We start from the raw sequence: 18,704 nt of genomic DNA, 5'->3' as shown, positions 1-18,704 counted from the left end.
TCGCCTCAGTCGGCGAAGTGATCGAAGCCGTGCCGCGCGAGCGGGAGCGGGGTGCCGTCGCGGTCCAGGACCAGCATGCCGCCATCGGCCGGCGTGATTCGCCCGATGCAGGTGACGGCGGTGGCGCTTGCCGTGCCGGCGGCGAGCACCGCCTCGTGCGCCGATGCGTCGGCGGTGAACAGCAGCTCGTAGTCATCGCCCCCGGCCAGCAGGCAGTCGAGCCGGTGCTGATCGTCCAGTGCGCGCAGTGCGGGCGCCAGCGGCAGGGCTGCGGTCTCGATCTCGGCGCCCACGCCGCTGGCCTTGAGGATGTGACCGAGGTCGCCGAGCAGGCCATCGCTGACGTCCAGCGCGGCGCGCACGCCCTCGGTGGCGGCCAGGGCCTGGCCCAGGGCCAGGCGCGGCATGGGCCGGTCCATGCGCTCCTGCACCTCGGCCAGATCGCCCCGCGCCCAGGGCTCGCCGCGCCGCAAGGCCAGGGCCAGGCGCGCTTCGCCCGTGCGCCCGCTGATCCACAAGTCGTCGCCCGCACGCGCGGCGTTGCGGCGCAGGGCGCGTCCGGGGAGCACCTCGCCGAACACGGTGAGGCTGATGGTGAGCGGCCCGCGCGTGGTGTCGCCGCCCACCAGCGGGCAGGCCTGTGCATCGGCCAAGGCCAACAGCCCGCGCGCGAAGGGCGCGAGCCAGGCCTCGTCGGCCGCGGGCAGAGCCAGCGCCAGCGTGAAGCCCAGCGGGCGCGCGCCCATGGCGGCCAGGTCAGACAGGTTGACGGCGAGCGCCTTGTGGCCCAGGGCCTCGGGCTCGGCACCGGCGAAGAAGTGTCGGCCCTCGACCAGCATGTCGCTGCTGATGGCGAGCTGGTGGCCCGGCGTGGGCTGCAACAGGGCGCAGTCGTCGCCCACGCCCAGCACCACGGCGCCGCCGGCGGGCGCGGCGCGCGTGAAGTGGCGTGCGATCAGCTCGAACTCACCCATGCGCGGAAGGCGCGGTGGCATCACCATCGTCGCCGCTGTCGGGCCGCGCGCGCGGTGGCAGCAGGAAACTCAGCGGTGCCGCGCGCAGGCGCCGGCGCATGGCCACGCGGATGAGTTGGCGGTTGCCGGTGCTGATGGCCTGCGCCCGCAGCGCCAGGCGGAAGGCCAGGTAGAAGCTCACCGTGAGGTTCAGCGGCCCCACCACCAGCACACCGGCCACGGCCCACCAGAAGGCGGGCTCGCGCAGCACGTCGAGCCCGAGTGCGAAGCCGGCGGCCGTGAGCTGGCCGGCAGAGAGGGTGACGTGGCGCACGTCCAGCCCCAGGCCGAAGAACTGCGCGAACACCGGCACCAGGCCCAGCATGAAGCCCAGCGAGATGTTGGCCGCCAGGCCCGAGACGTTGGCTCGCGCGAACATGGCCCAGCGCGCGGCGCGTTCGCGGCCCAGCGCGCGCGTGAAGCGCGGGTTGTGCGTGATGGCCGAGTCGAGCTTGTGGAAGACGAACCAGTTCTCGAACCAGCCCGCGACGATGCTGCTGGCGAACAGCAGCACACCGGTGAAGGCGGCGAAGAGCGCCGTGGGCCCCAGCAGGTGCAGGCTGTGCAGCACATGTTGCGCCTGCTCGGGGCCGATCATGGCCTCGCCCGTGAGGAACAGCAGCGGCGCGCTGATCAGCAGCACCGTGGGCACCACCATGCCCACGTTGCCCAGGATGGCCGCGATCTGCGAGCGGAACAGGTTCGCGACCTCGTCGATGAAGCGGCGCACCGCGCCGGTGGCCTTGATGTCGCGCAGCTTGGCCACCATGGCCGGTGCGGTCACGGCGGGTTGCTTGGTCGCCACCGTCCACTGCAGCAGCATGATGAGCACGAAGCAGGCAGCGTAGTTGAAGCCGGCCGCGAAGCCGCCCCAGAAGGCCGAGAGCCCCAGGCCATAGAGCGCGAACTTGATCCAGGTGGTGAAGCCGAGCACGAAGCCGCCGCCTGCGGCCTTGCCGAGCATTTCCTTGTACTCGGCCGCGTTGCGGGTGATGTAGTGCTCGCCGCTCTCGGCGCTGCGCTCGGCCACCTTGGCGGCGGTGAGGTGCGAGCTGGCGGCGATGAGCGCGCGCACGCTGCGGTTTTCGATGCCGACCTGGACCAGGTCGGCCAGCAGCGCGGCGTTGGCGCGGCCCGGTTGATCGGCCAGCAGGCAGTCCAGCAATTGCTTGATGCGCACGATGCGCTCGCGCAACTGGCGCAGGCGGAACACGATGCCCACCGACACGCCGTGTTCCTCGAGGTGGTGGTAGACCGTGTAGGCGGCGTGTCGGCAGGCGTCGAGCTGCTCGCGCAGGCGGTCGGCGGCCTGGTCAGCTTCGGCGCTGCGCGGGCCGTGCACGCGCACCTCGCGCCGCAGCGCCTCGAACACGCTGGGCAGCTCGTGAAAGGGGCGTTCGGCCTGCGCCTCGGCCGACATGCGGATGCGGATCTCGGAGGCGAAGCCGGTGGCGCTGACCTGGCTGGTGCAGAAGGTCAACGCGTCCATCAGCGACTCGTTCCACACCTGCGTGCCGCGCTCGGGGGTGAGCACGGCCAGGCGCCCCAGCGTGGCGGTGTCCAGCGCCTTGATCCAGCGCACGTCGAAGGGCGAGGGGAGCAGCAGCGAGAACAGCTCGGCGAGGTCGCGCGTCTCGGGCGTGCCGGGCAGCAGCTTGCGGCGCAGGCGGTGGCCCAGCTCGCTCAGGAAGGCGGTGCGCGGTGCGAAGCCGAAGTCGGCCAGCAGGGGGGTGATGTCCACGCCCGCCACGAAGGCGCGCAGCCAGGCGTGCCAGCGCTCGCGCAGGGCGGCGTCGTTCTCGAGCGCGCCGACGAACAGGCGCACGCGAGAGATCGCGGCGGCCACGTCGAGCGCGTCGCCGCGCACCCAGGCCAGGGCGTTGGCGAGCCACAGGTGGCGTTGCGCCAGCGGCGCCTCGGGCGCCATCGAGTCGAGGAGCTCTTGCAGGTCCATGCGGGCCCTGGGGATGCCGCTCAGTGCAGCACGCGAGAGGACGGGGCGTCGCTGGCGCCGCTGCCGCCCGCGCGCAGGGCGAATTCGGGCACGGCTGCCTCGAAGCGCTCGCCGTCCTCGGCCACGCAGAAGAAGCTGCCGCGCATGGCGCCGGTGGGCGTGCGCAGGCGGGTGCCACTGGTGTACTGGAAGGACTCGCCTGGGCGCAGCAGCGGCTGATGGCCCACCACACCCAGGCCCTTCACCTCCTCGGTGTGGCCGTGCGCGTCCTCGATGATCCAGTGCCGCGCGATGAGTTGCGCGGTGGCCTCTCCGTGGTTGGTGATGGTGATGGTGTACGCGAAGGCGTAGAGCTCCTCCTCGGGCGCGGATTGCTCGCTCAGGTATTGCGGCTCGGCCTCGCAGGTGAAGAGGTACTTGGGCATGGCCGGCATGTTACCCGCGGGCTGCGACCGCCGGCGAGGCCTGAGACAATGCCGGCCTTCGCTCTCGCCCTTGCCCGCCATGACCACCTACCGCATCGCCCCCTCCATCCTTTCCGCCGATTTCGCCCGCCTGGGCGAAGAGGTGCGCCAGGTGGTGGCCGCCGGCGCCGACTGGATTCACTTCGACGTGATGGACAACCACTACGTGCCCAACCTCACCTTCGGGCCCATGGTGTGCCAGGCACTCAAGCCGCACGCGAAAACGCCCGACGGCACGCCGGTGCCCATCGATGTGCACCTGATGGTGCAGCCGGTGGACGCGCTGGCCCAGGCCTTCGCCGACGCTGGCGCCGACCTGATCAGCTTCCACCCCGATGCGAGCACCCACGCCCACCGCAGCGTGCAGGCCATCAAGGCGCGTGGCGTCAAGGCAGGCCTCACCTTCAACCCGGCGGCCTCGCTGGATGTGCTGGACTGGCTGATCGACGACATCGACCTCATCCTCATCATGAGCGTCAACCCCGGCTTCGGCGGCCAGGGCTTCATCGACTCGGCGCTGCGCAAGATCGAGGACGCGCGTCGCCGCATCGAGGCCAGCGGCCGGGACATCCGGCTGGAGGTGGACGGCGGCATCAAGCCCGACAACATCCGCCGCGTGGCCGACGCGGGTGCCGACACCTTCGTGGCCGGCAGCGCCATCTTCGGCAAACCCGACTACAAGGGCGTCATCGACCAGATGCGCGCCGCGCTGTCTTGATGCTGCGGGGCATCCGCGCGGCCATCGTGGACCTGGATGGCACGATGGTCGACACGCTGGGCGATTTCGACGTTACGCTCAATGCCACGCTGCGCGAACTGGGCCGTCCGGTGGTGGTCCGGGCCGACATCGAGCGCATGGTGGGCAAGGGCTCGATGCACCTGATCCGGTCGGCGCTGGTGCATGGCGGGCTGGATGGCGCGGGCGCGCAGGAGCGGCTGGACGAGGCCTGGGCGATCTACCAGCGGCACTACGCCGCCACCAATGGCGCGCACAGCGAGGTCTATGCCGGCGTGGACGAAGGCCTGCGGGCCCTGCGCGAGCGCGGCTTGCCCCTGGCCTGCGTCACCAACAAGCCCCTGGCGTTCGCGCGCGAGCTGCTTCAGGCCAAGGGTCTGGCGCCCTTCTTCTCGCAGGTGTTCGGTGGCGACAGTTTCGCGCGCAGCAAGCCCGATCCTTTGCCCCTGATCGAGACCTGCAAGGCCCTGGGCAGCGAGCCCCCGCACACGCTGATGGTGGGGGACTCGCTCAACGACGCCCTGGCGGCGCGCGCCGCCGGCTGCCCGGTGGCGCTGGTGACCTACGGCTACAACCACGGCGAGCCGGTGCGCGGCGTGGACGCCGACGCCTACCTCGACCGGCTCGACGAGTTACTTGCCCGCCTTCAGTAGAGCAGGCGGCCCTCGGCGGTGGCCACGCCGATGTCCACCCACTGGCTGCCTTCGTTGCCCTTGCTGAAGTCCACGCGGAAGCCGCCGAAGTCGATTTCCCCCATGCGATGCAGGGCGTCGGTGAGCCCGGCGGGCGTCAGCGGCCGGGCTCGGCGCGCCGCTTCGGCAAAGATCTGCGCGCTCACGTAGCCCTCGAGGTGGAACGGCGTGTAAGTCTTGAGCTCGGGGTGCGCACGCTGCATGGCGGCCTTGAAGAGGCGCTGCAGCGGCGTGTTGGAGCCGTTCGGGTTGGGAAAGGTCTGTGCGATGCCCACGCCGCGCGCGCCGCTGCTGGCCAGGGCCTTGAGGGCAGGCGCCGGCAGATAGGACAGCGTGAACAGCTGCTGCGACACGCCGGCAGCGCGCAGCGCGGCCACGCCCTGGCCCATGAACTTGGGCGCGCCGATGACCATGGCCGAGTGCGGGTTCTTCGCGGCGATCTGCTGGGCCGCCTTCGCGAGTTCGGCCACGTCCGTGCCCGACTCCGCCCCGATGACCTCCATTCCCGTGCCCTGCGCGGCCGCCTTGGCCGAGGCCAGGCCCGAGGAGCCCATGGGAATGTTCTGGTACAGCACGCCCATGGATTTGATGTTCAGCGCCTGGGCGTGCGACACGATCTTGGCGATCTGCTGGTCGTCGCCGGCGCGGATGTGGAACAACCGCGGGTGTCCGGGCTCGCGCAGCACGGCCGCGCCGGGCACCGCGTTGATGACGACCACGTCTGTCTGGTCGAGCAGTTTCGTGTCCAGCATCTGCTTGAGCGTGACCGAGCCCAGCGGCGACAGCAGCGCCAGCGGCTTGCGCGGCATGGCCTCCGCCAGCCGGGCCTTGAAGCCGTCGAAGGAGTAGGCGTCGTCCAGCCGGAGCAACTCCACCTTGCGGCCCGCGATGCCGCCCTTGCCGTTGATGTCGGCGAAGGCGGCCTGTGCGCCCTCGTGCAACTCCCTGGCGTCCGGCGCGGGCAGAACGGTGAAGGGTCCGATGTGGGCGACCACGATGTCGCCGGATTCCTGGGCGCGGGCCAGCAGCGGGACGGCGCCGATCGCGGCGGCCTGGAGGACTTGTCGACGGAGCATGGTTTTCGGGTGCCTTCGGTGACGAGGAAAACCCCATACCGTACCCAGGATGTCGCCGCCCGTCGCGCGGCGGTGCCGTTTTGGGGGATGGCCGGCGCTCAGTCCGTCATGGGCGGTTGCCCGTGCGGGCTTTGCCCAACAGCGCGTCCTTGAGCTGCCAGTCGGCCGGCTTGGGACCCAGCCAGATGCGCATGAGGGCGTCGAAGAACGCTGGCTCCTTGAACGGCTCACCCTCGACCTGGCCGCGCACGGTCAGCACCGACCCCGTGCCGGGCACCCAATCCACCGTGAAGGTGTCGCCCTTGTTCAGCTTTTTGTGGGCTGCAAAGATCTGGCTCATGCGCAGCACGCCCGGGATCAGCTTGGAGAAGGCCGCGCGGTCCATGTTGTCCTCCATGCCGCGCGAGAACAGCTTGCCGAGTTCGGCGGCGTCGATATCGCGCAGCATGGTGACGGTGATGCGCTTGGGGCCGCTGTTGCTCAGCACGCCCTCCGTGGTGTCGGCCTTGGCCGTGAGGTAGAGGCCTGCCGTGTAGACCTGGAACACGGCCTTGTAGCGCACGCCCGCGCCATTGAGCACCAGTGGGCTGCCGGCAACGGTGACCCGCTCCTCCAGCGGCACGCCGGCCACGTCGATGGTGGCGGCCCCGGCCGACCAGCAGACAAAAAAAGCGCCGGCCGCAGCCAGCGTGTGCAAACGCGTCTGAAACATGTCGGACTCAGAAAAGTGAACGATCGTTCGATTTTGGAATTCTCCCAGCGACGGCGGTGCCGGTCCAGCGGGTAAGGCTCTAGAACGAAAGCTTGGCGGCGTGATCCGCTGCACGGCCCGGCGGCTTTGTCGTGGCGCTTTGATATAGTGCGCGCACCATGTTTCGTCCCTGCACGCTCACCCTCGGCTCACTGCCGCGCCTCCATGGCGGGGGAGCCTGGCCCTGGCGCAAGCCAGCCTGAACGTGCACCCCTCCCCCCGCGGAGACCGGCCCGGCGCCTGAGCGCCTCCGCCGCCCGCAGCGCCCCCCGGCAGCTCGCCTGCCGGACCGATGGAACCCCCGGCCGCCTGCCCCCACCGCTTCGCGGCGGCCCCGGACGGATGGAACGAACATGATCACCGAACTGGAATTCAAGAGCCTCGCCCAGCAGGGCTACAACCGCATCCCGCTGATGCTCGAGGCCTTCGCCGACCTCGAAACCCCGCTCTCCCTCTATCTCAAGCTCGCCCATGGGCGCGGCGACGGCCGCCACAGCTTCCTGCTGGAATCGGTGGTGGGCGGCGAGCGCTTCGGCCGCTACAGCTTCATCGGCCTGCCCGCTCGCACCCTGCTGCGTGCCAGCGGCTTCGGCGCCGAGGCGAAGACCGAGGTGGTGCGCGATGGCGAAGTGGTCGAAACCGCGCACGGCAACCCGCTGGACTTCATCGCCGCCTACCAGCAGCGCTTCAAGGTGGCGCTGCGCCCGGGCCTGCCGCGTTTCTGCGGCGGCCTGGCCGGCTACTTCGGCTACGACGCGGTGCGCTACGTGGAGAAGAAGCTGCAAGCCGGCTGCCCGCCCGACACCCTGGGCTGTCCCGACATCCTGCTGCTGCAGTGCGAAGAACTCGCGGTCATCGACAACCTCTCGGGCAAGCTCTACCTCATCGTCTACGCCGACCCAGGCCAGCCGGAGGCCTACAGCGCTGCCAAGAAGCGCCTGCGCGAGCTGAAGGAGGCGCTGAAGTACTCGGTCAGCGCGCCGCAGGTCAAACCCACCCAGCACCATCCGGCCGAGCGCGGTTTCGCCAAGGCCGACTACCTGGCGGCCGTGGAGCGCGCCAAGGAGCTCATCGCCGCGGGTGACTTCATGCAGGTGCAGGTGGGCCAGCGCATTCAGAAGCGCTACACGGAGTCGCCGTTGTCGCTGTACCGTGCGCTGCGCTCGCTCAACCCCTCGCCCTACATGTACTACTACCACTTCGGCGACTTCCACGTGGTGGGGGCGAGCCCGGAGATCCTGGTGCGCCAGGAGCACACGGAAGAGGGGCAGAAGATCACCATCCGCCCCTTGGCCGGCACGCGCCCGCGCGGCGCCACGACCGAGAGGGACAAAGCCACCGAGGTCGAGCTTGTCAACGACCCCAAGGAGCGCGCCGAGCACGTGATGCTGATCGACCTCGCGCGCAACGACATCGGCCGCATCGCAAAGATCGGCAGCGTGAAGGTGACCGAGGCCTTCGCGGTAGAGCGCTACAGCCACGTGATGCACATCGTGAGCAACGTCGAGGGCATCCTCAACGATGGCATGACCAACATGGACGTACTCAGGGCCACCTTCCCCGCCGGCACGCTCACGGGCGCACCCAAGGTGCACGCCATGGAACTCATCGACCAGCTCGAGCCGGTCAAGCGCGGCATCTACGGCGGCGCCTGCGGCTACCTCAGCTACGCGGGCGACATGGACGTGGCCATTGCCATCCGCACGGCCATCGTGAAGGACCAGGTGCTGTACGTGCAGGCAGCGGCTGGTGTGGTGGCCGATTCGGTGCCCGAGATGGAGTGGAGGGAAACCGAGCACAAGGCGCGCGCGTTGCTGCGCGCGGCCGAACTGGTCGAGGAGGGCCTGGAATGAGTGGCATCAAGGTCCTCATGGTGGACAACTACGACTCGTTCACCTTCAACATCGTGCAGTACCTGGGCGAGCTGGGTGCCGTGGTGGACGTGGTGCGCAACGACGAGATCACCTTGGACGAACTGCAGGCTCGGCTGGACGCGGGCGGCATGGACCGACTCGTCATCTCTCCCGGGCCTTGCTCGCCGGCCGAGGCGGGCATCTCGGTGCCAGCGATCCGCCATTTCGCCGGCAAGCTGCCCATCCTGGGTGTGTGCCTGGGACACCAGAGCATCGGCGCGGCCTTTGGGGGCAGCATCGTGCGCGCCCGTGAGTTGATGCACGGCAAGACCAGCGAGATCGGCACGACGCAGCGCGGTGTGTTCGCGGGGCTGCCCGAGCGCTTCACCGTCAATCGCTACCACTCGTTGGCGATCCGCCGCGACGACTGTCCGGCCGATCTTGAGGTCACTGCCTGGACGGACGACGGCGAGATCATGGGCGTGAAGCACAGGACCCTTGCAATCGAGGGGGTGCAGTTCCACCCCGAGAGCATCCTTACCGAGCACGGGCACGCGATGCTCAAGAACTTCCTGGAGCAGAACGCATGAACATGGTTGACTTGCGCAGCGACACCGTCACACAGCCCACCGCGGCCATGCGCGAGGCCATGATGGCCTCGCCCCTGGGCGACGATGTGTTCGGTGATGACCCTTCCGTGAACGCCCTTCAAGAAAAGATTGCCGCGCTCACTGGCAAGGAGGCCGCGTTGTTCATGAGCAGCGGCACCCAGAGCAACTTGTGCGGGATGATGGCCCACTGCGGCCGAGGCGACGAATACATCGTCGGCCAGAACGCGCACACCTATCGCTACGAGGGCGGCGGTGCCGCGGTGCTGGGCAGCATCCAGCCGCAGCCGCTGGCGCAGGATTCACAGGGCCTGATGAAGCTGGCCGACGTACAGGCCGCGATCAAGCCCGACGACCCGCACTTCGCGCGCACGCGCCTGCTGTGTCTGGAGAACACGTGGAACGGCCACCCCATGCCGGCGGCCTATCTGGACGGCATGACCGAACTCGCGCGTCGCCACGGACTGGCGCTTCATCTCGATGGCGCGCGCGTCTTCAACGCGGCGGTGTCCGACGCAGGCGCGGGCGGCGACGTGATCGCCGCGCTGCGCGCCATCACCGACCGCTTCGACAGCGTCTCGGTGTGCTTCAGCAAGGGGCTGGGCGCGCCCGTGGGCTCGGCGCTGTGCGGGTCGCGTGAACTGATCGATCGCGCGCGCCGCTGGCGCAAGATGGTCGGCGGGGGGCTGCGCCAGGCGGGCCTGCTCGCAGCCGCCGCCTCGCACGCGCTGGACCACCACGTCAATCGACTCGCCGACGACCACGCGCTCGCGCAGCGGCTGGCCCAGGGTCTCGCGACCATCGACGGCCTCGCGGTGCGCTCGGCGCAGACCAATATCGTGTTCGTCGATGTGGCCGACGGTCGCGGCCCGGACCTGCTCGCCCACCTGGAGCGTCAGGGCGTGCTGGCCACGGGGCTGATCGGCCTGCGTTTCGTCACGCACCTGGGCGTGGACGCTGCCGCCATCGACCACGCGCTGGCCAGCGTGCGCGACTTCTTCGATCGTGCCGCGCCGCAGGGCACCGCTGCACGCGGCCACGCGGTGTACTGAGCCGGACAGACCATGCCCGATCTGCCGCAACTGCTCCTGTTCATCGCGGCCGGCTGGCTGCTCAACCTCACGCCGGGGCCCGACGTGCTCTACATCGTGAGCCACGGCCTGCGCAGCGGCGCGCGCGCCGGCATGGTGGCGGCGCTGGGCATCATCAGCGGCTGCTTCGTGCACGTCTTTGCCGCAGCCGCCGGCCTGAGCGCGCTGCTGGCCACCTCGGCCACTGCGTTCACGGTGCTCAAGTGGGTCGGCGCGGCCTACCTGCTGTGGATGGGCGTGAGGCTGCTGTTGTCGCGTGGCGGCCGGTTGTCGCTGGACGAGGGTTCTCCGCCCGAAACCGACCTTTGGGCCGTGTGGCGCCGGGGCTTTCTCACCAACGTGCTCAATCCCAAGGTGGCGTTGTTCTTCCTCGCCTTCGTGCCGCAGTTCATTCGCCCTGACGCTGCGCACCCCGCCTTGAGCTTCCTGCTGCTGGGCGTTCTGTTCAACCTCAACTCGCTGCCCATCAACCTGGGCTACGCCTGGCTGGCGGCCTGGGCCGCGCGCCGCCTGCACACACTTCAGCGCGCCATGGGCTGGATGGACCGCGCCGCAGGGGCGTTGTTCATCGGCTTCGGCCTGCGCCTGGCCTTCACCGATCACCCTTCTTCCCGAGCCTGAGGAGACGAGACACATGGTCCAACGCATCCACCACATCACGCCGCAGGAGGCCCTGCAGCGCACCATCGAGCACCGCGAGATCTTCCACGACGAGATGCTGCACCTCATGCGCCTCATCATGAGCGGCGAGATGTCGCCCGTGATGATGGCCGCGCTCATCACCGGTCTGCGCGTGAAGAAGGAAACCATCGGCGAGATCACCGCCGCCGCGCAGGTGATGCGCGAGTTTTCCACCAAGGTGCACGTGGCCGACAAGTCCCACTTGGTCGACATCGTCGGCACCGGGGGCGACGGCTCGCACACCTTCAACATCTCCACCTGCAGCATGTTCGTGGCGGCGGCTGCTGGTGCGCGCGTCAGCAAGCACGGCGGGCGCAGTGTCTCCAGCAAGAGCGGCAGTGCCGACGTGCTGGAGAGCCTGGGGGTGAACATCAACCTCACGCCCGAACAGATCGCCCGCTGCATCGAGCAGGTGGGGGTGGGCTTCATGTTCGCGCCCAACCACCACCCGGCGATGAAGAACGTCGCCCCCGTGCGACGCGAGCTCGGCATCAAGACGATCTTCAACATCCTGGGCCCGCTCACCAATCCCGCTTCGGCACCGAACATCCTCATGGGCGTGTTCCATCCTGACCTCGTGGGGATCCAGGTTCGTGCCTTGCAGCGCCTCGGTGCCGAACACGCGGTGGTGGTTTATGGCCGCGACGGCATGGACGAGGTCTCGTTGGGCGCGGCCACCATGGTTGGCGAGCTCAAGAACGGCGAGATCGTCGAGTACGAGATTCACCCCGAGGACTTCGGCCTGACCATGGCGAGCAACCGCGCGCTGCGCGTGGACACGCCGGAGGCTTCGCGCGACATGCTGCTGGGGGTCCTGGAGCGTCGCGAGAGTCCGGCCTTCAAGGCTGCGAGCGAAATCGTGGTGCTCAACGCGGGCGTGGCGCTGTATGCCGCCAACGTCTCGGCGGACGTGGAAGCGGGCATCGCCCTGGCACGGCGCACGCTGGAGTCGGGTGCGGCGCTGGCCAAGCTCGAGCAGCTCAAGGCCTTTGCGGTCGCTTGAGGAGGCAGACATGAGCGACATCCTCGACAAGATCGTGGCTGTGAAGCACCAAGAGGTGGCGGCCGCGAAGAAGAAGAAACCGCTGGAAGCAATGCGCGAGGACGCCGAGAGCCGCGTGCTCACGCGTGACTTCGTGGGCGCGCTGCGCGCCAAGATCGCCGCCGGTCAGGCCGCGGTGATCGCCGAGGTCAAGAAGGCCAGCCCCAGCAAGGGCGTACTGCGCGAGGATTTCATTCCCGCCGACATCGCGCAGAGCTACGCCGAGGGAGACGGCGCGGTGAGCGCGGCCTGCCTGTCGGTGCTGACCGACCGGCAGTTCTTCCAGGGGTCGGCCGACTACCTCAAGCAGGCGCGCGCGAGTTGCGCGCTGCCTGTGCTGCGCAAGGATTTCATGGTCGACCCGTATCAGGTCTACGAGGCGCGGGCCATGGGGGCGGACGCCATCCTGCTCATCGCAGCATGCCTGGACGATGCGCGCATGGCCGAACTCGAGGCCATCGCGATGGACCTGGACATGGCGGTGCTCGTCGAGGTGCACGATGGCGGGGAGCTGCAGCGTGCGCTCAAGCTCAAGACGCCGCTGCTGGGCATCAACAACCGCAACCTCAAGACCTTCGAGGTGTCGTTGCAAACCACGCTCGACCTTCTGCCCGAGGTGCCGCCCGACAAGCTGCTGATCACCGAGTCGGGCATCCTCGCGCGGGCTGACGTGCAGACCATGCGCGCCGCCGGCGTGCACGCCTTCCTGGTCGGGGAGGCTTTCATGCGGGCGGACGAACCGGGCCTGGCGCTGGCCGAACTGTTCGCATGAAGCTCCAAGGTGCTGACATCACGCGCTGGCCAGTGGCGTCTGGCTGGGCGGCGTTGGTGGACGCCTTTGCGGCATCACCCGCTGGCGTCGCTCTCAAGGTCTTCCTCACGCAGCGCCTGGAGCAGGGCGCCACCATTTACCCGCCCGAACCGCTGCGCGCGCTCGCGCTTGCGCCGCCGGAGTCGGTGCGCGTGGTGATCCTGGGCCAGGACCCCTACCACGGTCCAGGCCAGGCCGAAGGCCTGGCCTTCTCGGTCGCGCCGGGCGTGAAGTGGCCACCCAGCCTGCGAAACATCTTTCTGGAACGCCAGCGCGACCTCGGGCTGTTGCCTCCCATGAGCGGCTCTCTGGTGCACTGGGCCGAGCAAGGCGTGCTGCTGCTCAATACCTGCCTGACGGTGGAGGAAGGTGCGCCCGCCAGTCATGCAGGGCGAGGTTGGGAAGTGCTCACTGACGAATTGATCCAGCATGTGGGGGCATCGATGAGTCCCAAAGTCTTTCTTCTGTGGGGGGCTCACGCCCAGAAGAAGGCGGGGCTGATCGATGCGCGGCACCACTTGCTGCAGGCCAATCACCCGTCGCCGCTGTCGGCTCGCCGTGGTCCCGCGCCTTTTCTCGGCTGTGGGCATTTCGGAGCCGTCAACGCTTGGCTGGCCGGGCAGGGCGAGGCGCCGATCCAGTGGTGAAGCGCCGTCCCAGGTCGCTGGGCGGTCGCCACATTTCCATGGCATAATCGTCGGCTGCGCTATGGAGGGGTGCCCGAGTGGCTAAAGGGGGCAGACTGTAAATCTGTTGGCTTACGCCTACGCTGGTTCGAATCCAGCCTCCTCCACCAAAGCGCGACCGAAAAGGCATGCCAGCCCGGGCGGGAGTAGTTCAATGGTAGAACCCCAGCCTTCCAAGCTGATGACGCGGGTTCGATTCCCGTCTCCCGCTCCATGTCCTGTCGGTGGTGAGTGAAAGTTTTCGGGTGCCGGCGGTGCCGGTGCCTTGGCCCATGTGGCTCAGTGGTAGAGCACTCCCTTGGTAAGGGAGAGGTCGCGGGTCCGATTCCCGCCATGGGCACCAGTTGCTTGATTGGGTGTTTCGGCAATTTCGTTTTTGGAGCTGAAGAAATGGCTAAGGAAAAATTCGAGCGGACCAAGCCGCACGTGAACGTAGGCACGATCGGGCACGTGGACCACGGCAAGACGACGCTGACGGCGGCGATCACGACGGTGCTGGCCAGCAAGTTCGGCGGCGCGGCCAAGGCTTACGACCAGATCGACGCGGCTCCGGAAGAAAAGGCGCGCGGCATCACCATCAACACCGCGCACGTGGAATACGAGACGGCCAATCGCCACTACGCCCACGTGGACTGCCCCGGCCACGCCGACTACGTGAAGAACATGATCACCGGTGCCGCCCAGATGGACGGCGCCATTCTGGTGTGCTCGGCCGCTGACGGCCCGATGCCCCAGACGCGCGAGCACATCCTGCTGGCCCGCCAGGTGGGCGTGCCCTACATCATCGTCTTCCTCAACAAGTGCGACATGGTCGACGACGCCGAGCTGCTCGAGCTCGTTGAGATGGAAGTGCGCGAGCTGCTCTCCAAGTACGACTTCCCTGGCGACGACACCCCCATCGTCAAGGGCTCGGCCAAGCTCGCCCTCGAGGGCGACAAGGGCGAGCTGGGCGAGCAGGCCATCATGCGCCTGGCCGACGCGCTGGACAGCTACATCCCCACGCCCGAGCGCGCGGTGGACGGCGCCTTCCTCATGCCCGTCGAAGACGTGTTCTCCATCTCGGGTCGCGGCACCGTGGTGACCGGCCGTATCGAGCGTGGCGTGGTCAAGGTCGGCGAAGAAATCGAGATCGTCGGCATTGCTGCCACCCAGAAGACCACCTGCACGGGCGTGGAGATGTTCCGCAAGCTGCTGGACCAGGGCCAGGCGGGCGACAACGTCGGTATCCTGCTGCGCGGCACCAAGCGCGAAGAAGTGCAGCGCGGCCAAGTGCTGTGCAAGCCCGGCTCCATCAAGCCGCACACGCACTTCACCGGTGAGGTGTACGTGCTCAGCAAGGACGAAGGCGGCCGTCACACGCCCTTCTTCAACAACTACCGTCCGCAGTTCTACTTCCGCACCACCGACGTCACGGGCTCCATCGAGCTGCCCAAGGACAAGGAAATGGTCATGCCCGGCGACAACGTCTCGATCACCGTCAAGCTGATCGCGCCCATCGCCATGGAAGAAGGTCTGCGCTTCGCCATCCGCGAGGGCGGTCGCACCGTCGGCGCCGGCGTCGTGGCCAAAATCATCGAGTGATACCAGGTCAGCCTGGGTCACTGAAAACTGCGTAGGGGTATAGCTCAATTGGCAGAGCGTCGGTCTCCAAAACCGAAGGTTGGGGGTTCGATTCCCTCTGCCCCTGCCACCTGACAGGAACCGATAGAGCCCAACAACGCTCTCTGTCTCGTGGTCCACAAGCCCACCGAAGTCGTCAAGACCTCTGGTGGGCTTGCGTGTCTCCTGCTCCAGCGGCTTGAGGCGCGTCATTCGAAAACATTAGTCTTAGTCCACATGGCTTCCTCCGACGTTCAGACCGTTCACTCCGGTGCCGACAAGGCCAAGCTCGGCTTGGCTGTCGTGCTGGCGGTTGGCGGTTTCGCGGCCTTCTACTTGCTTGCGGGCCGTGGCGCACTGGCGCAGTGGGGCGCCCTGTTGGTGGCGCTCGCGGCGGCCATCGGGGTGTTTGTGGCGTCCGAGTCGGGTCGCCAGCTCATCGCCTTTGGCCGCGATTCGTGGAAAGAGGTCAAGAAGGTCGTGTGGCCCGCCCGCAAGGAGGCGATGCAGATGACGGCCTACGTTTTCGCTTTCGTGGTGGTGATGGCCTTGTTCCTGTGGTTGACGGACAAGACCTTGGAGTGGGTCTTCTACGACCTGATCCTGGGCTGGAGGAAATAAGCAATGACCGAAGAACAGAGTTCAGTGGCCTCGCTGGCTCCCGCCGACGGTATGCGCTGGTACGTGGTGCACGCCTACTCAGGCATGGAGAAAGCCGCCGAACGCAACATCATCGAACGCATCAACCGCGCTGGCATGCAGAGCAAGTTCGGCCGCATCCTTGTGCCGACAGAAGAAGTGGTCGAGGTCAAGAACGGTCAGAAGCGCACGACAGAGCGCAAGTTCTTCCCGGGTTATGTGTTGGTTGAAATGGTGATGGACGACGAGTCCTGGCATCTGATCAAGCACACCAACAAAGTGACAGGTTTCGTCGGTGGCGCCAAGAATCGCCCGGTGGCGATCTCCGAGGAAGACGTCCAGAAGATCGTCAGCCAGATGCAGGAAGGCACCGACAAGCCCCGCCACAAGGTGGAGTTCGTCGTCGGCGAATACGTGCGAGTCAAGGAAGGCCCGTTCACCGACTTCAACGGCACGGTGGAAGAAGTCAACTACGAGAAGAACAAGATGCGCGTGTCGGTGACCATCTTCGGCCGCGCCACGCCCGTCGAACTCGAATTCAGCCAGGTCGAGAAGACCTGACGCGCTCAGGCGCAGGTGGCTCGGCCCGACACCTGCGCTGTTGTATCTCCGGGTCCCAACCGCGAGGAGGTGGCATGAAACCCCACCGTTTGCACTCGCAGGAGCTGAAAAATGGCGAAGAAAATCGTCGGCTTCATCAAGCTGCAGGTGCCAGCTGGTAAGGCCAACCCCTCCCCCCCGATTGGCCCGGCGCTGGGTCAGCGTGGCCTCAACATCATGGAGTTCTGCAAGGCGTTCAACGCCCAGACCCAGGGTGTGGAGCCTGGTCTGCCGCTGCCCGTGGTGATCACCGCGTTCGCGGACAAGAGCTTCACCTTCATCATCAAGACGCCCCCGGCGACCACCTTGATCAAGAAGGCCATCAAGCTCGACAAGGGCTCCTCGGTGCCCAACAAGAACAAGGTCGGCAAGATCACCCGGGCCCAGCTCGAGGAAATCGCCAAGACCAAGATGAAGGACATGACCGCTGCCGACATCGACGCAGCCGTCAAGACCATCGCGGGTTCGGCCCGCTCGATGGGCGTGATCGTGGAGGGCGTGTAAATGGCCAAGCTCACCAAAAAGCAGAAAGCATTCGACGGCAAGATCGACAGCACCAAGCTGTACACGCTGGATGAAGCGCTTAAGCTCGTCAAGGAATTCGCCACGGCCAAGTTCGACGAGTCGATCGACGTGGCGATCCAGCTCGGCGTGGACGCCAAGAAGTCCGACCAGGTGGTGCGTGGTGCTGTCGTGATGCCCAACGGCACCGGCAAGACCAAGCGGGTGGCGGTGTTCGCCCAGGGCGCCAAGGCCGAAGAGGCCAAGGCCGCTGGCGCCGACATTGTCGGCATGGACGACCTGGCGGCCGACATCAAGGCCGGCAACATGAACTTCGACGTCGTGATTGCCTCCCCCGATGCCATGCGTATCGTGGGTACCCTGGGTCAGGTGCTCGGTCCCCGTGGCCTGATGCCCAACCCCAAGGTCGGCACCGTGACGCCGGATGTGGCCACCGCGGTGAAGAACGCCAAGGCGGGCCAGGTGCAGTTCCGCGTCGACAAGGCCGGCATCGTGCACGGCACGATCGGCCGCCGCTCGTTCGACGCCACGCAACTCCAGGGCAACCTGGTGGCGCTGCTCGACGCGCTGAACAAGGCCAAGCCGGCCACCAGCAAAGGCATCTACCTGCGCAAGGTGGCCGTGTCGTCGACGATGGGCGTGGGTGTCCGTGTGGACACCCAGACCATCTCGGCGTGATGAATTCGGGCGCCCTCGGGTGCCCGGGTGTGGTGGGTTCGTGGTGCGCCTTCTGGCAAACCGCGAAGCCATCCGAGACCGTTGGCGCCGACCTTGACCGGTCGGCTTAATCGTCAAAGGCCAACGCAGATGGCGATCCCGCCGCTGAAGGATTCGAGAGTGTCCTGCAACGGTTGATCGCTGCAATGAGGCGTGTGGTGGGTGGTGACGCCCCCGCACATTGAAGGAGTGAACCTTGAGTCTGAATCGCAGTGAGAAAGAAGCGGTCATCAATGAAGTGACCAGCCTCGCCGCCAAAGCTCAAACCCTCGTGATGGCGGAATACCGCGGCATCACGGTTGCCTCCATGGACCAACTGCGCATCAGCGCCCGCAAGAGCGGTGTGAGTCTGAGTGTGTTGAAAAACACCCTGGCTCGCCGCGCGGTCGCCGGCAGTGCGTTCGAGGTGGTGGCCGACAAGATGACCGGTCCGCTCGTCTACGGCTTCTCCGAAGACGCCGTGGCCGCCGCGAAAGTGGTGGCTGATTTCGCGAAGACCAACGACAAGCTGGTCATTCGCGGCGGTGTCTACGGTGGCAAGGCCCTGGACGTCGAGGGTGTGAAGCAACTGGCCAGCATCCCCTCCAAAGAGGTTCTGCTGGCACAGCTTTGTGGCCTGCTCAAGTCGCCGATCTCGCGCACCGCAGTGGTGCTCGGCGCGCTGGCCAAGAAAAAAGGCGAAGGCGAAACCGCTGCCGCCTGATGGCCGCAGCTTCCCGCAAACATCAACCGATTGATAGGAAATTCAAATGGCATTCGATAAAGACGCATTTCTGACCGCCCTGGACAGCATGTCGGTCATGGAGCTCAACGACCTGGTGAAAGCCATCGAAGAGAAGTTCGGCGTGAGCGCCGCCGCGATGGCCGCCCCGGCCGCCGCCGGTGGTGGTGGCGCCGCCGCCGCCGCTGAAGAGAAGACCGAGTTCAACGTCGTGCTGACCGAAGCCGGCGCCAACAAGGTGTCCGTGATCAAGGCTGTGCGCGAAATCACCGGCCTGGGCCTGAAGGAAGCCAAGGACCTGGTCGACGGCGCGCCGAAGAACGTGAAGGAAGGCATCGCCAAGGCCGACGCCGAAGCCGCCGTGAAGAAGCTGGTGGAAGCCGGCGCCAAGGCCGAGCTGAAGTAATCTGCTCCGCCCTGCAGGCTGGAGTGTCCGCAAGGGCCTCCA

At 67.2% G+C, this 18,704-nt stretch carries 21 protein-coding genes and 4 tRNA genes; 20 read left to right on the top strand and 5 right to left on the bottom strand.

Going from position 1 to position 18,704, the window contains the following annotated elements:
• Positions 1-5: 5 nt before the first annotated feature.
• From thiL to apaG, 3 genes are read right to left on the bottom strand one after another with little or no spacing between them, the layout of a single operon-like run.
• The gene (thiL, locus tag BN948_RS06405; RefSeq protein ID WP_035620873.1) at positions 6-1,001 is read right to left on the bottom strand and encodes a thiamine-phosphate kinase; all 996 of its coding nucleotides are present in this window, start codon (positions 999-1,001) and stop codon (positions 6-8) included.
• Positions 967-2,967, bottom strand: coding sequence for a site-specific recombinase (locus BN948_RS06400; RefSeq protein ID WP_009520529.1), 2,001 nt, complete (start codon positions 2,965-2,967; stop codon positions 967-969). Before BN948_RS06400 ends, thiL begins: the two co-directional genes overlap by 35 nt.
• 20 nt (positions 2,968-2,987) lie before the next feature.
• Complete coding sequence (gene apaG / locus BN948_RS06395; RefSeq protein ID WP_035620869.1) at positions 2,988-3,392, bottom strand: Co2+/Mg2+ efflux protein ApaG; 405 nt, start codon at positions 3,390-3,392, stop codon at positions 2,988-2,990.
• Positions 3,393-3,471: 79 nt separating this feature from the next.
• On the opposite strand from apaG, the gene rpe reads away from it, so the two are divergent.
• A complete protein-coding gene (gene rpe, locus BN948_RS06390) occupies positions 3,472-4,149 on the top strand; it encodes a ribulose-phosphate 3-epimerase (protein ID WP_009520527.1) in 678 nt (225 codons plus the stop codon).
• Positions 4,149-4,820: a phosphoglycolate phosphatase gene (gene gph, locus BN948_RS06385; protein WP_009520526.1), complete on the top strand. Its 672-nt coding sequence runs from the start codon at positions 4,149-4,151 to the stop codon at positions 4,818-4,820. The genes rpe and gph overlap by 1 nt, the downstream gene beginning before the upstream one ends.
• Here the strand turns inward: gph and BN948_RS06380 are convergent.
• Positions 4,814-5,935, bottom strand: a complete 1,122-nt coding sequence (locus BN948_RS06380; RefSeq protein ID WP_009520525.1) for an ABC transporter substrate-binding protein — start codon at positions 5,933-5,935, stop codon at positions 4,814-4,816. The genes gph and BN948_RS06380 overlap by 7 nt on opposite strands.
• Positions 5,936-6,041: 106 nt before the next feature.
• The gene (locus BN948_RS06375; RefSeq protein WP_009520524.1) at positions 6,042-6,647 is read right to left on the bottom strand and encodes a chalcone isomerase family protein; all 606 of its coding nucleotides are present in this window, start codon (positions 6,645-6,647) and stop codon (positions 6,042-6,044) included.
• 392 nt (positions 6,648-7,039) lie between these two features.
• Between BN948_RS06375 and trpE the strand changes: the two genes are divergently transcribed.
• The 18 genes from trpE (at position 7,040) to rplL (ending at position 18,662) form a co-directional block, all read left to right on the top strand.
• Positions 7,040-8,539 carry an anthranilate synthase component I gene (trpE, locus tag BN948_RS06370; RefSeq protein ID WP_009520523.1) on the top strand — a complete coding sequence of 500 codons (1,500 nt, stop codon included), beginning with the start codon at positions 7,040-7,042 and terminating at the stop codon, positions 8,537-8,539.
• Positions 8,540-8,544: 5 nt separating this feature from the next.
• On the top strand, positions 8,545-9,129 hold the full coding sequence (locus BN948_RS06365) for an anthranilate synthase component II (protein ID WP_035620866.1): 585 nt from the start codon (positions 8,545-8,547) through the stop codon (positions 9,127-9,129).
• Positions 9,126-10,199 carry a low-specificity L-threonine aldolase gene (ltaE, locus tag BN948_RS06360; RefSeq protein WP_009520521.1) on the top strand — a complete coding sequence of 358 codons (1,074 nt, stop codon included), beginning with the start codon at positions 9,126-9,128 and terminating at the stop codon, positions 10,197-10,199. Before BN948_RS06365 ends, ltaE begins: the two co-directional genes overlap by 4 nt.
• 12 nt (positions 10,200-10,211) lie before the next feature.
• On the top strand, positions 10,212-10,859 hold the full coding sequence (locus tag BN948_RS06355; RefSeq protein WP_009520520.1) for a LysE family translocator: 648 nt from the start codon (positions 10,212-10,214) through the stop codon (positions 10,857-10,859).
• A gap of 13 nt (positions 10,860-10,872) precedes the next feature.
• Positions 10,873-11,922 (top strand): anthranilate phosphoribosyltransferase, encoded by a 1,050-nt coding sequence (gene trpD, locus BN948_RS06350; protein ID WP_009520519.1) that lies wholly within the window; start codon positions 10,873-10,875, stop codon positions 11,920-11,922.
• A gap of 10 nt (positions 11,923-11,932) precedes the next feature.
• Positions 11,933-12,733: an indole-3-glycerol phosphate synthase TrpC gene (gene trpC, locus BN948_RS06345; RefSeq protein WP_009520518.1), complete on the top strand. Its 801-nt coding sequence runs from the start codon at positions 11,933-11,935 to the stop codon at positions 12,731-12,733.
• Positions 12,730-13,419 carry a uracil-DNA glycosylase gene (locus BN948_RS06340; protein WP_009520517.1) on the top strand — a complete coding sequence of 230 codons (690 nt, stop codon included), beginning with the start codon at positions 12,730-12,732 and terminating at the stop codon, positions 13,417-13,419. Before trpC ends, BN948_RS06340 begins: the two co-directional genes overlap by 4 nt.
• Before the next feature lie 63 nt (positions 13,420-13,482).
• Positions 13,483-13,568 (top strand) — tRNA-Tyr (locus BN948_RS06335).
• A 30-nt stretch (positions 13,569-13,598) separates the two neighbouring features.
• A tRNA-Gly gene (locus BN948_RS06330) sits at positions 13,599-13,672 on the top strand.
• A gap of 54 nt (positions 13,673-13,726) precedes the next feature.
• Positions 13,727-13,801 (top strand) — tRNA-Thr (locus BN948_RS06325).
• Between the two features lie 47 nt (positions 13,802-13,848).
• Positions 13,849-15,039, top strand: a complete 1,191-nt coding sequence (tuf, locus tag BN948_RS06320) for an elongation factor Tu (RefSeq protein WP_009516401.1) — start codon at positions 13,849-13,851, stop codon at positions 15,037-15,039.
• A 33-nt stretch (positions 15,040-15,072) separates the two neighbouring features.
• A tRNA-Trp gene (locus tag BN948_RS06315) sits at positions 15,073-15,148 on the top strand.
• Between the two features lie 146 nt (positions 15,149-15,294).
• On the top strand, positions 15,295-15,678 hold the full coding sequence (secE, locus tag BN948_RS06310; protein ID WP_009516211.1) for a preprotein translocase subunit SecE: 384 nt from the start codon (positions 15,295-15,297) through the stop codon (positions 15,676-15,678).
• A 3-nt stretch (positions 15,679-15,681) separates the two neighbouring features.
• Positions 15,682-16,257: a transcription termination/antitermination protein NusG gene (gene nusG, locus BN948_RS06305; RefSeq protein ID WP_009516209.1), complete on the top strand. Its 576-nt coding sequence runs from the start codon at positions 15,682-15,684 to the stop codon at positions 16,255-16,257.
• Positions 16,258-16,368: 111 nt separating this feature from the next.
• Entirely contained in the window at positions 16,369-16,800 is a 432-nt protein-coding gene (rplK, locus tag BN948_RS06300) for a 50S ribosomal protein L11 (protein ID WP_009516208.1), read from the top strand.
• Positions 16,801-17,496 carry a 50S ribosomal protein L1 gene (gene rplA, locus BN948_RS06295; protein ID WP_009516205.1) on the top strand — a complete coding sequence of 232 codons (696 nt, stop codon included), beginning with the start codon at positions 16,801-16,803 and terminating at the stop codon, positions 17,494-17,496.
• Positions 17,497-17,731: 235 nt separating this feature from the next.
• Entirely contained in the window at positions 17,732-18,238 is a 507-nt protein-coding gene (gene rplJ / locus BN948_RS06290) for a 50S ribosomal protein L10 (protein ID WP_009516204.1), read from the top strand.
• Between the two features lie 46 nt (positions 18,239-18,284).
• Positions 18,285-18,662, top strand: coding sequence for a 50S ribosomal protein L7/L12 (gene rplL, locus BN948_RS06285; RefSeq protein ID WP_009516203.1), 378 nt, complete (start codon positions 18,285-18,287; stop codon positions 18,660-18,662).
• Positions 18,663-18,704 lie beyond the last annotated feature (42 nt).

Origin of the sequence: Hydrogenophaga intermedia (genome assembly GCF_000723405.1) — a bacterium.
GTDB lineage: Bacteria > Pseudomonadota > Gammaproteobacteria > Burkholderiales > Burkholderiaceae_C > Hydrogenophaga > Hydrogenophaga intermedia.
The sequence above is the reverse complement of the archived record's forward strand: the minus strand, read 5'-3'. Positions and strand labels throughout refer to the sequence as shown.